The 14,524-nt window shown below is 59.8% G+C and carries 12 protein-coding genes and 1 tRNA gene; 4 read left to right on the top strand and 9 right to left on the bottom strand.

The features are described from left to right. Window positions 1-48: 48 nt before the first annotated feature. Window positions 49-495 (bottom strand): Lrp/AsnC family transcriptional regulator, encoded by a 447-nt coding sequence (locus tag B9N88_RS20965; RefSeq protein WP_027605929.1) that lies wholly within the window; start codon window positions 493-495, stop codon window positions 49-51. A 36-nt stretch (window positions 496-531) separates the two neighbouring features. Continuing rightward, window positions 532-1,401, bottom strand: coding sequence for a LysR family transcriptional regulator (locus B9N88_RS20960; protein WP_027605928.1), 870 nt, complete (start codon window positions 1,399-1,401; stop codon window positions 532-534). 111 nt (window positions 1,402-1,512) lie between these two features. On the opposite strand from B9N88_RS20960, the gene B9N88_RS20955 reads away from it, so the two are divergent. Continuing rightward, entirely contained in the window at window positions 1,513-1,938 is a 426-nt protein-coding gene (locus B9N88_RS20955) for a VOC family protein (RefSeq protein WP_027605927.1), read from the top strand. A gap of 73 nt (window positions 1,939-2,011) precedes the next feature. Here B9N88_RS20955 and B9N88_RS20950 read toward each other — a convergent pair. The 5 genes from B9N88_RS20950 to rpsU form a co-directional block, all read right to left on the bottom strand. Beyond that, a tRNA-Ile gene (locus tag B9N88_RS20950) sits at window positions 2,012-2,088 on the bottom strand. 15 nt (window positions 2,089-2,103) lie between these two features. After that, window positions 2,104-5,847, bottom strand: a complete 3,744-nt coding sequence (locus B9N88_RS20945) for an EAL domain-containing protein (RefSeq protein WP_027605926.1) — start codon at window positions 5,845-5,847, stop codon at window positions 2,104-2,106. Between the two features lie 121 nt (window positions 5,848-5,968). Further along, window positions 5,969-7,819: an RNA polymerase sigma factor RpoD gene (gene rpoD / locus B9N88_RS20940; RefSeq protein WP_027605925.1), complete on the bottom strand. Its 1,851-nt coding sequence runs from the start codon at window positions 7,817-7,819 to the stop codon at window positions 5,969-5,971. 67 nt (window positions 7,820-7,886) lie between these two features. Then, window positions 7,887-9,857, bottom strand: coding sequence for a DNA primase (gene dnaG / locus B9N88_RS20935; RefSeq protein WP_027605924.1), 1,971 nt, complete (start codon window positions 9,855-9,857; stop codon window positions 7,887-7,889). 445 nt (window positions 9,858-10,302) lie between these two features. After that, on the bottom strand, window positions 10,303-10,518 hold the full coding sequence (rpsU, locus tag B9N88_RS20930) for a 30S ribosomal protein S21 (RefSeq protein ID WP_002551877.1): 216 nt from the start codon (window positions 10,516-10,518) through the stop codon (window positions 10,303-10,305). A 203-nt stretch (window positions 10,519-10,721) separates the two neighbouring features. Between rpsU and tsaD the strand changes: the two genes are divergently transcribed. Beyond that, window positions 10,722-11,747: a tRNA (adenosine(37)-N6)-threonylcarbamoyltransferase complex transferase subunit TsaD gene (tsaD, locus tag B9N88_RS20925; RefSeq protein ID WP_027605922.1), complete on the top strand. Its 1,026-nt coding sequence runs from the start codon at window positions 10,722-10,724 to the stop codon at window positions 11,745-11,747. Window positions 11,748-11,780: 33 nt separating this feature from the next. On the opposite strand, the gene plsY is transcribed toward tsaD, so the two are convergent. After that, window positions 11,781-12,350: a glycerol-3-phosphate 1-O-acyltransferase PlsY gene (gene plsY / locus B9N88_RS20920; RefSeq protein WP_027605921.1), complete on the bottom strand. Its 570-nt coding sequence runs from the start codon at window positions 12,348-12,350 to the stop codon at window positions 11,781-11,783. 72 nt (window positions 12,351-12,422) lie between these two features. Between plsY and folB the strand changes: the two genes are divergently transcribed. Both folB and folK read left to right on the top strand, forming a co-directional pair. Further along, window positions 12,423-12,776: a dihydroneopterin aldolase gene (gene folB, locus B9N88_RS20915; RefSeq protein WP_027605920.1), complete on the top strand. Its 354-nt coding sequence runs from the start codon at window positions 12,423-12,425 to the stop codon at window positions 12,774-12,776. Beyond that, window positions 12,767-13,297, top strand: a complete 531-nt coding sequence (gene folK / locus B9N88_RS20910; RefSeq protein ID WP_027605919.1) for a 2-amino-4-hydroxy-6-hydroxymethyldihydropteridine diphosphokinase — start codon at window positions 12,767-12,769, stop codon at window positions 13,295-13,297. The genes folB and folK overlap by 10 nt, the downstream gene beginning before the upstream one ends. On the opposite strand, the gene B9N88_RS20905 is transcribed toward folK, so the two are convergent. Beyond that, entirely contained in the window at window positions 13,280-14,512 is a 1,233-nt protein-coding gene (locus tag B9N88_RS20905) for a multifunctional CCA addition/repair protein (protein ID WP_027605918.1), read from the bottom strand. The genes folK and B9N88_RS20905 overlap by 18 nt on opposite strands. Between the last annotated feature and the right edge of the window lie 12 nt (window positions 14,513-14,524).

Genomic DNA, 14,524 nt, shown 5'->3' with positions numbered 1-14,524 from the left:
AGTGTCGTCGGAATGAATTGTTTTTAGTCATAGTGACGAATTAGGTGGTCAGATGGGTTGGCCGCGATCCAATTTGTTACTGAGGATGATCGATGTGGTGGTTTTCTCTACGCCATCGACACTGCCAATCTGGTCCAGCAATTGATCGAGCTGTTCCGGCGAATCGGTGCGCAACCAGGCCACGTAATCGAACTCGCCGCTGACCGCGCACAATTGTTGAACCTGGGCCATGGCGCTCAGCCTGCGCAGCACTTCTTTGCCCGAGCGCGGTTGCACGGTGATCCCCACATAGGCCTGCAAGCCCCCATCTACCACGCGTTGACCCAGGCGCACACCATAACCGGTGATCACCTGGGTTTTCTCCAGGCGCGCAAGGCGCGACGTCACCGTGGTGCGCGCAATGCCCAACTGCCGGGCGAGCATGGCCACGCTTTCGCGGGCGTTGATCTGCAGGGCGGCGATCAACTGGCGATCGATTTCATCTAGAACAGGCACGTGAGGCTCCGTGACGGGCGGCAATGGGAACGCATGTTACAGGCTTGGATCGGCCAGCAGGCAGCGGGCAAACAGTTGTGGCACCGGCAGGTGACGTTGGCTGTAGCGGCCCAGCAGGATGATCTCGCGGAAAAAAGTCAGCTTGCCCAGCGGGATTATTCTTACTTGGGGCGAGCGCTCCAGCCACAAGCCTGCCTTTGGAATCAACGATACGCCCAGGCCACACTCCACCATCCTGACGATGGCTTCGAGTTCATCCAGCTCCAGCGCCACTTGCATCTCAAGCTTCTGCTCGCGCAGAAACCGGCTCACGAGTCGGCCGCCAAACGAAGCACGGTCATAGCGCACATGGGGCTGGGTGTTGAGTAGGTGCAAAGGGTCGTCGCCCACCAATGTGTTCGGCACGACCAACACGAACGGCTCCTTGCGCAGCACCTGCACATACAACTCCTTGGGCAGGTCGAAGGGCGGTCGAATGATGATTGCCGAATCCAACTCTCCAGCGTCGACCTGGTTCAACAGCTCCAGGGAGACACCAGGCACCAACTTGCACTCAACCGTTGGTGCGGCCTGGCGCAAGCGCACCAACGCCTGGGGCAGCAAACCGGTTTGAGCCGTAGTGATAGCACCGACTTTCAACTCACCCCGGTATTCATTGGTATTCACCGGCACCGCCATGCGGTTGAAGGTCTCCAGAATCTCCTTGGCCAAGGGTAATGCGCGCAAACCGGCGGCATTCAGGGTGGCCTGGCGGCCGGTGCGGTCGAACAACTGCACGCCCAGCGCTTGCTCCAACTGACGAATCTGGGCACTCACCGCTGACTGCGTCAGCCCGATATGCATGCCCGCTGCCGCAAACGTCCCGTGGCGCGTTACCGCAATAAAGGTCTTCAATTCACGCAACATGGGGGTCTCGATTCATCAAAATTTTTTGAGCTCGACGCAAAAACTATCGTCTTTTCATCGTTGGGAGCAAGGCTAAACTCGGCTAACTAACGCCCATAGAGGTTTGAACTGATGACACTCGCGCCCTTTCACCTGGCCATTCCGGTATTCGATCTCGCCGCTGCACGGCACTTCTACGGCGACGTCTTTGGGTTGGAGGAGGGCCGCTCCAGCGAACACTGGGTCGACTTCAACTTCTTCGGCCATCAACTGGTGATTCACGAACACCCGAAAACCGCCTCCCAGGAAGCCGCCCACACTAACGCTGTCGACGGCCACGACGTGCCCGTGCCGCATTTTGGCGTGGTGCTGGGCTGGGAAGATTGGCACGCCCTGGCAGACCGTTTACAGGCGCGGCAGACGACGTTTGTGTTGGAACCGCATATTCGGTTCAAGGGACAGGTGGGTGAGCAGGCGACCTTGTTCCTGTTCGACCCGTGCGGCAATGCGTTGGAGTTCAAGGCATTCAGGGATATTGGGCAGTTGTTTGCGAAGTAAGGTTGTAGGCCGCCCCCCACGCAAAACGTCTGTGCCAGACACACAAAAGCCGCGCAATGCGCGGCTTTGGAGTTGGTGGGCCCACACGGACTTGAACCGTGGACCAAAGGATTATGAGTCCTCTGCTCTGACCAACTGAGCTATAGGCCCTCAGTAGGTCGCGGATTATAACGATGGTTTCTCCACTGTGCTATCCGAAAAATCCTCAATGCTCCTGCGAAGGAAGGTCGTCGCAAAAAGCTCGGGCGGTAGCGGCAGGCTGACGATGTAGCCCTGCATCTGTTCGCAGCCTTCAGCAGTCAGGAAGGCTTGCTGCGCGGGGTTCTCCACGCCTTCTGCGATGATGGTGAATTGCATGCTGTGGCCCAGCGCGATGATGGCGCGCACGATGGCTGCGTCGTGGGGGTCGTCAGGCAGGCCGCGGACGAAGGACTGGTCGATCTTCAGGAAATCCAGTGGCAGGCGCTTGAGATAGCTGAGGGACGAATAGCCGGTGCCGAAATCGTCGATCGCCAGCTGTACGCCCAGGCGCTTGAGTTGGTGCAGGACTGCCAGCGCTTCTTCGGCCTGGCTCATGATGAAGTTTTCAGTGATCTCCAATTGCAGGCAGCCCGGTTCGAGGCTGTAGTCGCGCAGTAGCTGTTCGATACGAGCCAGTAAACCAGGGTGGCGCAGTTGCGCGCCGGCGAGGTTGACCGATAGTGGGCCAAAGTCATCGAAAGTGCTTTGCCAGGTGTGCATTTGCCGACAGGCGTGCTCCAGCACCCAGTCGCCAATCTGCAGGATCATGCCGTTCTCTTCGGCCAGGGCAATGAAGTGTTCGGGCGAGACGTCGCCAAAGGTGGGGTGGTGCCAGCGGATCAAGGCTTCGGCGCCGATCAATTCTTGTGTCAGCAGGCTCAGTTTTGGCTGGTAATACAGGACCAACTCATCACGTTCGATGGCTCGCCGCAGTTCGTGCTCCAGTGCCACGCGCTCGTTGGCCTGGGCTGTCAGGTCGCGGGTGTAACTTTCGACCCGGTTACGGCCCTTGGCCTTGGAGCGGTACATCGCGGCGTCGGCGTTCTTGACCAGGGTGGCCACGTCGGTACCGTCCTGGGGGTACAGGCTGGTGCCGATGCTGGCGCTGATGAAGAACTCGTGTTCGCCGGCCTGGAACGGTGGGGTGAAGCAGGCCAGCAGCTTATTGGCCAGTTGCTCGGCGTCGCTGGCGTGTTGCAGGCCGGGTAGAAGGATGATGAATTCATCGCCGCCCAGGCGCGCGACGGTGTCGATGTCACGCAGTTGCTCCTTGAGGCGTACGGCGATGTCTTTGAGCAGCAGGTCGCCGATCGGGTGGCCGAGGCTGTCATTGATGTGTTTGAAACGATCCAGGTCGAGAAACAGCACCGCGCCTTGTTTGCCGGTTTCCTGATGGCCGTTGAGGGCCGCCTGCAGCCGACTTTCAAACAGCGTGCGGTTCGGCAGGCCGGTCAGTGGGTCGTGGTGCGCCTGATAGTCGAGGCGCGCCTGGGCCAGCTTGAGGCTGGAGATGTCGGCAAACACCGCGACAAAATGCGTGATCAACTGGTCGCGGTTGCGCACGGCGCTGATGGTCAGCCAGCTGGGGTACAACTCGCCGTTCTTGCGGCGGTTGGAGATTTCGCCCTGCCAATGACCTTGGGCCGTCAACTGGTGCCACATGGCGGCGTAGAAGGCGCTGTCATGCAGGCCGGAGGCGAGCAGGCGCGGTGTCTGGCCCAGGGCTTCGGCTTCACTGTAGCCGGTGATCTCGCTGAAGGCGCGGTTGACGGCGCTGATGTTCTGGCGCGTGTCGGTGATCAATACGCCCTCGGCGGTACTCTCGAATACCGTGGCGGCCTGTTGCAGTTTTTCCTGCATCAGCTGGCGCTCGGTGATGTCCCGGGCGATGGTGAGCATGCAGTCTTCACCGGCAATTGGCAGTGGGCGGCTGGAGACTTCGCACAGCCGGATCTGCCCGTCGCTGCGGCGTATATGGCAGATGAAGTCACGCACGTATCCATCTCGATGCATCAACTCCAGCATGTGCTTGCGTTCGTTAAGATCGACCCAGATGCCCAGGTCAAGGGTCGATTGGTCGAGGGATGTCGTACTGTTGAAGCCGGTGATGCGACTGAAACCATCGTTCACTTCAATCAGCAGGCCATCCCGCTGGCGGCTCAGCAGCAAGCCATCGGGAGAGGCGTGGAAGGCCTTGGCGAATTTCTCTTCGGAGATTTGCAGTTGTTGCTGGGTTTCCTTGAGTTGGGTGATGTCGCGGACCACCACCACAATGGCTTCGGTGGTGTCGAGTTGAAACGGTTCGGCGGAAATCAGCCCGATAAAGGCCTGGCCATTGCTGCGCAGAAAGGGCATTTCCAGGTTGCGAATGCTGGTGGTTTGCACGCGTTTCAACAGATCGGGGCCGATACCGGGGATGCCCCAGATATTCAGGGCGGTCGCGGTTTTTCCGATCACCTCTGCGGCTTTCAGGCCCACTTGGTCCTCAAATGCTTTGTTGACCTCAAGCAGGCAGCCATCGGACAGTCGCGCGATCACCAGGATGTCGGGGCATTGCTGAAACACGGAAGCAAACTTTTGCTCGGAAAGCTGCAGCGCCTCTTCAGTACGTTTGGCTTCGCTGATGTCGATCATCAAGCCCCGCAACACTGGTTCATGGCCGTGTTCGATCAGGCTCACAATGTCACGCACCCAAAGGCAGCGGCCGTCCGCCGTGATCACCCGATAGTCGATGCTGTGGTCGCGGTTGGCGCGGGTTTCCCGGTAGCAATAGGCTTCGGTGCGGATGAGGTCGGCGGGGTGAATGATGTTGCGCCAGAAGCCCGGAATCAGCCAATGGGCGCGCGGGTAACCGAGCAGGTCCTCGGCGTGGGGTGACACATAGCTGTAGGTGAAATCGGTAACGCTGGCTTCCCAGGCGATGGCGGACAGGCTCTCCACCAGGCCGCGATAATGGTATTCGCTGCTGCGCAGTTCCTGTTCGAGGGCGACGCGGCGGGAAATTTCCGAACTCAGCCGGCGATTGATCCGAATGACGATGGCCAAAACGGTGCTCAACAACAGCACCGCGGGCAGGCCGTACATCAGCAGGTCGGTCCAGAACGTACGATGGTCGGTGAGGCTGCCCACCCAGTGTTGCTGGATGGCTTCTGTTTCAGCAGGGCTGAGGTCGGCGAGAACCTTGTCCAGGATACCCACCAGTATTTTGTTGTCCCGTGGTACGCCCATCGCCAATTGATAGCGGTACGGCGTTTCGCCACTTACGTACAGGCCATCGAGCTTGAGCTGGCGCAGACTCCAGACGCTCGACGCGAGGTCGCCCACCACGGCGTCGACTTCGTCGGTGGCCAAGGCCTGCAGCGTCGAACTGACATTGGGCAGGGCCACCAGGTTGAGGTCTGGATGGTGGGTGCGTAGCAGTTCATGGGGGGCATAGTTTTCCACCACGGCAATCTTCAGCCCATAAAGGTCATTGAGGTTGCGTGGTCGGGCGCCGCCTTCATGGGCGAGGATGACAATGGGAAAGTCCAGGTAAGGGCGTGTGAATGCCATGAAGTCCTGGCGTTCGGGGGTAGACATGATGCCCGGCAGCAGGTCGAGTTGGCTGTGGCGTGCCTGCTCCAGCAAGGCACTCCAATTGACCGGCTCAATCAGTTTGATCCTGACCCCCAGGCGTTCCTGGATCAGGCGTACGTAGTCCGCCGCCAAGCCTTGGTAGCGGCCCTCTTCATCACGGTATTCGAAGGGTGGCCAGGAGGCGTCCACCCCCACGCGCAACTCCTGATGGTCCGCCAGCCAGCCACGCTCATCATCGCTAAGAGTCAACGCGCCAGCCGTTGCGGTCCAGGTCAGCAGCGACAGCAGTAACACAGTCGGCAATCTGGGCATAACGGTCTCGTTATGGCACGGGGAATGTTTCGAGTGTAGACGGGCATTGCGGGGGAGGGGATTTGCGCAGGATTTTATCTGTACAAAGCAAAACCCCCGGCCTGGGCCGGGGGTTCTGGTGTCACTCGTCGAGGAAGGAGCGCAGATGCTCGCTTCGCGTCGGGTGGCGCAACTTGCGCAACGCCTTGGCTTCGATCTGGCGGATCCGCTCGCGGGTCACGTCAAACTGCTTACCGACTTCCTCAAGGGTGTGGTCGGTATTCATGTCGATGCCGAAACGCATGCGCAGTACCTTGGCTTCACGGGCAGTGAGGCCGGACAGTACGTCGCGGGTCGCTTCCTTAAGGCTCTCAACAGTGGCGACATCGATTGGCGACTGCATGGTCGAGTCTTCGATGAAGTCACCCAGGTGGGAGTCTTCGTCATCACCGATCGGGGTTTCCATGGAGATCGGCTCTTTAGCGATCTTCAATACCTTGCGGATTTTATCCTCAGGCATTTCCATGCGTTCGCCCAGCTCTTCCGGGGTCGGTTCGCGACCCATTTCCTGCAACATCTGCCGGGAAATACGGTTGAGCTTGTTGATCGTCTCGATCATGTGCACCGGAATACGGATGGTGCGGGCCTGGTCGGCGATCGAGCGAGTGATCGCCTGACGGATCCACCAGGTGGCATAAGTCGAGAACTTGTAGCCGCGACGGTATTCGAACTTGTCCACCGCCTTCATCAAGCCGATGTTGCCTTCCTGGATCAGATCGAGGAATTGCAGGCCACGGTTGGTGTACTTCTTGGCGATGGAGATCACCAGACGCAAGTTCGCTTCAACCATCTCTTTCTTCGCGCGGCGGGCCTTGGCCTCACCGATCGACATGCGACGGTTGATGTCCTTGATCTCGGCAATCGTCAGACCGGTTTCGGTCTCGAGTGCGGTCAGCTTCTGCTGGCAACGGATGATGTCCGGCTGCAGGCGGCCAATGGCTTCAGCGTACTTCGCCTTACCTTTGGCCAGGGCGTCGCTCCAGCTTTCGTCAACTTCGTGGCCCGGGAACTGGCGCAGGAAGTCGGTACGCGGCATGCGCGCATCACGGACACAGAGCTGCATGATCGCACGCTCTTGTGCACGCAGGCGTTCAAGGGCGCTACGAACACGTTCAACCAGGCCTTCGAATTGCTTCGGTACCAGCTTGATCGGCATGAACAGCTCAGCCAGCGCCAGCAGCTCGGCAATTGCCAGCTTGTTGGAGCGACCGTGCTTTTTCAGGGCCTTGCGGGTGATTTCCATTTGATCGGAAACCGCGCCGAAACGCTGGGCAGCAATGATCGGGTCTGGGCCGCTTTCGACTTCATCTTCGTCGTCGGTGCTGGCTTCGGCATCGTCGTCTTCGGTGTCATCGTCCGCTTTCGCGGCTTTGGCATCGACAGGCGGCGGTACTTCTGCAGCAGGCGGCGCGATGCCGTCGTCCGGGTCGATATAACCGCTCAGGACGTCGGACAGGCGGCCACCTTCGGTGGTGACGCGAGTGTACTCGGAGAGAATGTGGTCAACCGTGCCAGGGAAGTGCGCGATTGCGCCCATCACTTCACGGATACCCTCTTCGATACGCTTGGCGATTTCGATCTCGCCTTCGCGTGTCAGCAACTCGACGGTACCCATTTCACGCATATACATGCGCACAGGGTCAGTCGTGCGACCGATGTCGGTCTCCACCGCGGCCAACGCGGCAGCGGCTTCTTCAGCGGCTGCCTCGTCGGTATCGGCGTCGGCCAACATAAGGGCGTCCGCATCCGGAGCACTCTCGTGTACGGGGATCCCCATGTCATTAATCATGCGGATGATGTCTTCCACCTGCTCTGGATCTGAAATATCCTCAGGCAGGTGATCGTTGACCTCTGCGTAAGTCAGATACTTCTGCTCACGACCAAGGGTGATCAACTCTTTGATACGAGACTGCTGTTGCGCTTTTCCGGACATAACACCCTATCCACTGAAGGTCTTGGCGGGCAAAAAACAAGCCGAGGATTATACCCGAGCTATGACCTCACACGCCAGCTGAGGTCGGGTTTGATGCGGAAACATTCTGTTTTAAGAGGTCGCGCATCTGTTTTGCTATCTGAATTTGCTCTTCAGCCGATAATCCCGGCTGTCTTGCTCTCTTGATGAGTTCATCGAGGGTCTGCGTGTGCTGGCCCGCGGATAACCTAGTAATGGTGTCTAAAAACTGTTGTTCAAGGTTATCGCCGTCAATTAGCCACTCCTTTTCCGCGAGCGCCTTCAACAAACGACCCTGTTCTGTGCCATGCCAGCGAGCCATCAGCTGAATGGAGTTTAGCTTAGGATTTTTCTGCACGGCCTCGATCAGTGCGATCAGCACCTGAGCGTAGGTATTGCTCGCGTTGGCAAAATGGTCGGCGCTTTCAACCTTGCTCGCTAATTGCGGGTGGTGGATAAGCGTGCGCAGGGCAATCAATGTGGGCGCTTCTACGGCGACCGGTGTGCGCGGGGCATAGGCTTCATCGCGATCGCCGCGCTTGCCGTTTTTGCTCCAGGGTTTCTTGTCCCATTTCTTGCCGCCGGCACCGGGCTTCTTCGGCGTCCATTCCTGCTGGGGGGCATACGCCTCCTGGGGTTGATGGAAGTCGGCATAGTCCGGCATGGCGTCATAATCCATGCCGGGGTCGTAGGCAGGCGGCGCGTCCTGCGGCGCGCTGTGCACCAGCTGGCTGACGGCCTCGCCACTCAGCCCGGTAATTTCCAGCAGGCGTTGGCGCATCAGGGTGCGCAGGTTCGCGCCTGGAACCTTGTCGATCAAGGGTGCCGCGAGGGTGGCCATATGGGCCTTGCCTTCGAGGGAGCGTGGGTCGGCTTCTTCGGTCAGTTGCTGGAAGAAATAATCCGCCAACGGTTGCGCATGTTGATTGATGCGGGCGCGGAATGCGTCGGTGCCTTCGGAGCGCACCAGGGTGTCCGGGTCTTCCCCTTCGGGCAGGAACAGAAAGCGCGCGCGGCGCCCATCCTGCAGGCTCGACAGGGTGGCTTCGAGCGCGCGCCAGGCGGCGTTGCGGCCGGCCTGGTCGCCGTCGAAGCAGAACAGCACGCTTGGCACGACGCGAAACAGGCGCTTCAAGTGTTCTTCGCTGGTGGCGGTGCCGAGGGTGGCCACGGCGTTGCGCAAACCTTGCTGGGCCAGGGCGATCACGTCCATATAGCCTTCGACCACGATGATTTCATCGAGGTTTCGATTGTTCTTGCGCGCCTCGAACAGGCCATAGAGTTCCTGGCCCTTGTGGAATACCGGGGTTTCCGGGGAGTTCAGGTACTTGGGCTTGTCATCCCCCAGCACTCGGCCGCCGAAGGCGATGATGCGACCACGGCTGTCGCGGATCGGGAACATCACGCGGTCGCGGAAGCGGTCGTAGCGCTTGCCGGTCTCGGCGTTCTCAACCAGGAGGCCGGCGTCGATCATGGCTTTTTGCTGCAGGGTATCGCTGCTCAGGTGTTTGTACAGGTTGTCCCAGCCAGGTGGAGCAAAGCCGAGGCCGAAGTCCCGGGCGATTTCGCCGGTCAGGCCGCGCCCTTTCAGGTAGTCGACGGCGGCCTTGCGCTGCGGATGGCTTTTAAGGGCTTGACGGTAGAAGTCGGCAGCGGCAGTCAGCAGGGGGTACAGCGGCGAGTCGGTGGGTTGCCGTGGTTTATGCGGGCGGCCACTTTCTTCGCGGGGGACTTCCATGCCGGCGGCTTTCGCCAGGTCCTCGATCGCCTGGGGGAAGTCCAGGTTGTCGTGGTCCATCAGGAAGCCGAGGGCGTTGCCGCCTGCGCCGCAGCCGAAGCAGTAGTAGAACTGCTTGTCGGGGCTGACGCTGAACGACGGGGTTTTTTCCTTGTGGAACGGGCAGCAGGCCGTGTAGTTTTTGCCGGCTTTCTTCAATTGCAGGCGCGAGCTGACAACATCGACAATGTCGGTGCGGTTCAGAAGGTCGTCAATAAAGCTCTGGGGAATCAGCCCGGCCATGGCGTTCTCGTCATCACTGCGTGTAAATGAGTGCCCGTGAAGTGCTCAAGCGCACGTATCGAATGGCTTGACCATCAATCGTCTGCTTGGGCTGTCAGGAAGTGTATCTGCCGAACATTCACTGACGTTAGTTTCAATCAGTGTGTCGGCCTGGAAATGTTGCCCTCGAGTCCGGCGCCGGCCAATCGTGGCCTCGGATGCTCGTCGCTGGGCACAGCCGATACAGTTGATCGCCTGCTTATAAAATGAGTGTGCTCGTCAGTAGCCTTGTTAGGCTCGTCAGAAGAGACGTGCACCGCTGGCAAAAGAGCCAGTCCTGACGTTTGAAGCAGGTGTATCAGTCGCGTGTGCGGCGTCAACGATGAAGCATCAAGCGATATCCGCAAATGCCAACAGCCCGGCTGAGGGCCGGGCTTGGCAGAAGCTTGCTACGAACGTCTGTGTATTAGTACAGACGAACGGCGCGGCGCTGTTCGCGCTGAACTTTCTTGGCGTGACGCTTAACAGCGGCTGCTGCTTTACGCTTACGCTCAGAAGTTGGCTTCTCATAAAATTCGCGGCTACGAACTTCAGCCAGAACACCGGCTTTTTCGCAGGAGCGCTTGAAACGACGCAGAGCTACGTCGAAGGGTTCGTTCTCTTTTACTTTGACGGCTGGCATCCAGAGCTACCTTCTTTCATTACCGGGAATCAACGTTCTCGTCGCAAAAAATTCGCGGCTGAGGTCGTCGGTTTTTAAGGGTTGCGGATGTTAACCCCTCATTGGCAGGAATGCAAAGCCTCTGATCGAAAACCGCTAGTCGGGAGGGGGAGTGGCGACTATTATGCGCGCCTTCGAATTCAGCCTCTACAAGGCGCAAACCCATGCTAGTACTGGGACTTGAAACCTCCTGCGACGAAACCGGTGTCGCACTTTACGACAGTGAACGCGGGCTTTTGGCCGATGCACTGTTCAGTCAGATCGACTTGCATCGGGCCTATGGCGGCGTTGTGCCGGAGCTGGCCAGTCGTGATCACGTCAAACGTATGCTGCCGTTGATTCGCCAGGTGTTGGACGAGGCCGGTTGCGTGCCGACCGAGATCGATGCGATTGCCTATACGGCGGGCCCCGGATTGGTCGGAGCCCTTCTGGTTGGCGCCTCTTGTGCCCAGGCGCTGGCTTTTGCCTGGGGCATTCCGGCCCTCGGCGTGCACCATATGGAAGGCCATTTACTGGCGCCGATGCTGGAAGAAAACCCGCCGCAGTTCCCGTTCGTCGCTTTGTTGGTTTCGGGCGGGCATACGCAGCTGGTCCAGGTCGACGGAATCGGTCAATACACGCTGTTGGGCGAGTCCTTGGACGACGCCGCCGGCGAAGCTTTCGACAAGACCGCGAAGATGATGGGCCTCAATTACCCGGGTGGGCCGGAAATTGCCCGCCTTGCCGAAAAAGGCGTTGTCGGTCGCTACACCTTCCCGCGCCCGATGTGCGATCGCCCTGGCCTGATGTTCAGCTTCAGCGGCTTGAAAACCTCCGCATTGAATACCTGGCAGCACAGTGTCAGCGCCGGGGACGACAGTGAGCAAGCCCGTTGCGACATCGCGCTGGCGTTCCAGCAGGCCGTGGTGGAGACTTTGACCATCAAGTGCAAGCGCGCCCTGAAACAGGCCGGCATGAAGCGCCTGGTGATCGCCGGTGGCGTCAGCGCCAACAAGGCGTTGCGCAGTTCATTGGAAAAGATGCTCGGTGATATGAAGGGTGATGTGTTCTACGCCCGCCCTGAGTTCTGCACCGACAACGGCGCGATGATCGCCTATGCCGGTTGTCAGCGCCTGCAGGCGGGGCAGCACGAAAGCCTGGCGATCAGCGTGCAGGCGCGCTGGCCGATGGAGCAGCTGCCGCCCTTGTAAGTGTGCAACATGAGTCGGGCTCATTGGCGGTATTTAAAAATGCCGTTCGCGCCCGGCAAACAGGTCGCGTAGATTGCCCCGGTGTCGCCAGACGATCAGCAGTGTCAGCACGCTCATCGGCAGCAGCGCCGCCGGTTCCTGCCAGGCCAGCAACGGCAGGGTGAGCGGTGTGGCGATCAGAGCTGCCAGCGAGCTGGTGCGGGTCAGGTAGAACGTCAGCAACCAGGCGAGCACGGCCAGCAATGCCGCCGGCGGGTAGATCCCCAGCAGCATGCCGGCTGCCGTGGCGACACCTTTACCGCCGCGAAAACGGAAGTACAGGGGAAACAGATGGCCGAGGACGGCGCACACGCCCACCCAGGCCTGCTGCTGCAGGGGCAGGCCGGCGAGGTTGGCGATCAGTACGGGCAACAGGCCCTTGCATACGTCGCCCAGCAGCGTCAGTACGGCGAGCTTCTTGCCGGCCAGGCGCAACATATTGGTGGCGCCGGCATTGCCTGAACCACTCATTCGCGGGTCGGGATTTCCCGTCAGGCGGCTGAGCAAAATGGCGAAGGACAGCGAGCCGAGCAGGTAGGCGAGAATCGCCAGTGACCAAAACATGCTAACTATTCCGGGCGAGGATGCCCTGATTCTAACGGGGCATCGCGCCCTTGTCGTGCTGCGGAGAAGAGCTTGGACAGAGTGTTTATCGAAGGCCTGGAAGTCGACACCGTGATCGGGGCCTACGACTGGGAGCGCGGGATCCGCCAATGCCTGCGCCTGGACCTGAGCTTCGCTTGGGATAACCGCCCGGCTGCGGCTGGCGACGACCTGGCCCTGGCCCTGGATTACGCCAGCGTGTCCGCGCGGATCCAGGCCTTTGCCGAGCAGTCCCAGTACCAGCTGGTCGAGACCTTTGCCGAACGCCTGGCCGAAGTGCTGATGAGCGAGTTCCAGATTCCCTGGCTGCACCTCAGGCTGACCAAGCCCGGCGCAGTGCCGGCTGCCAAGGGTGTAGGCGTGGAGATTGAGCGCGGATGTCGCTGACTCAGGTTTACCTTGGCCTCGGTAGTAATATCGAGCGCGAGCCCCACCTGCGCGCCGGGCTCGACGCGTTGGCGAGTTTCCTGACGGATATGCGCTGCTCGGCGGTGTTCGAGAGCCAGCCGGTGGGCATCAAAAGCGGGCCCTTCTTCAATCTGGTGGTGTCGGCCTATACCGACCTGTCATTGATGGAGTTGGATCGTCGTTTGAAATCCATCGAGGCTGACAATGGCCGCTATGCGCCGGATCGCAAAGGCCTGCCGCTGGATATCGACGTGCTGCTGTATGGCGAGTTGGTGGGTGACTTCGATGGTTTGATCCTGCCGCGGGCGGAGATCCTGAAAAATGCCTTTGTGCTGTGGCCGCTGTCGATGATGGCGCCGGATCGGGTGCACCCTGAAGCGGGCAAGACGATGGCTGCGTTGTGGCGTGATGCTCAGATTGATCAGGTGCTGGCGCCTGTCGGGTTTGAATGGCAGGGCCAGCAACTCACCCCGGACTCGCTCCTACAAGGGTTTGTGTAGTTCCTTGTAGGCTTTGAGTGCTCTGAGTCGTTCACGCTTGAGCGCCTCGCCCAACTCCGGCCCCTTGAATCCCCGCTCAAGCAGTGGCGCAACTGCAACCTCGCGCGCTGCTTTCGCCGCGCCGCGTAAGTAATCCGCCTGTGGGTAACTTCTTCGCTCCAGCCCCTTGCGGCCCCGGGCATCCATTTCGCAGGCGACCACAAACTCCTCAAAGCGCTGTGGCCTGCGGTATACGTCAAAACTTTGCAGCAACTCCAGCAGCGTCGAGGCTTTCAGCTCCAGCGCGCGATGACCGTGGGTGTGATACTGGCCCACCAATAGCGCCAATTCCTGGCAATCCCTTGGCACTTTGAAGCGCTCATTGACGGCCTTGATCAGCTTCAAGCCTCGATGCTCATGAGCGATGTGCTGCGGTAACTTATCCACAGGCGTCAGGCCCTTGCCCAGGTCATGCAGCAGGCAGGCCCAGCGTACGGTCAGGGGCTGTTTGTGCACGGCAGCTTGTTCCAGCACGCTCAAGGTGTGCACACCCGTGTCGATCTCGGGGTGATGGGCCTCGGGTTGTGGCACGCCAAAGAGTGCGTCCACTTCCGGCATCAAGATCTTCAGCGCATTACAGTCCCGAAGTACCTGGATAAACACCTCTGGCTGATCTTCCATCAACGCCCTGGAGATTTCTTTCCAGCTGCGCTCTGGGGTCAGGGCTTCCAATTCACCGGACTCGCTGAGTTGACGCATCAGCTCCAGCGTCTCCGGTGCTACCGTAAAACCCAGGTGTGCGTAGCGCGCGGCAAAACGGGCGACACGGAGAACTCTGAGTGGATCTTCGGCGAATGCGGGGGAAACGTGACGAAGTATGCGGGACTCAAGGTCGCGCTGGCCGTGATACGGATCAGTCAGGTTACCGTCGTCGTCTTCGGCCATGGCGTTGATGGTCAGGTCGCGACGGATCAGGTCTTCTTCCAGCGTCACCTCGGGGCTGGCGTGAAACACAAAACCACCGTAACCCCGACCACTCTTGCGCTCGGTGCGGGCCAGGGCGTACTCATCGCCGTTTTTCGGGTCCAGGAACACCGGGAAGTCCGAACCCACTGGCTTGAAACCCTTGGCGAGCATCTCTTGGGTGCTCGCGCCGACGACCACGCGGTCGACATCGGTGACCTTGATGCCCAGCAGGCGGTCACGCACGGCGCCGCCGACTTTGTAGATTTTCATGAAAAAGCCTCC

It is taken from the genome of Pseudomonas sp. LAMO17WK12:I1, assembly GCF_900177315.1.
Lineage (GTDB): Bacteria > Pseudomonadota > Gammaproteobacteria > Pseudomonadales > Pseudomonadaceae > Aquipseudomonas > Aquipseudomonas marginalis.
This window is presented reverse-complemented; position numbering and strand designations above follow the sequence as displayed.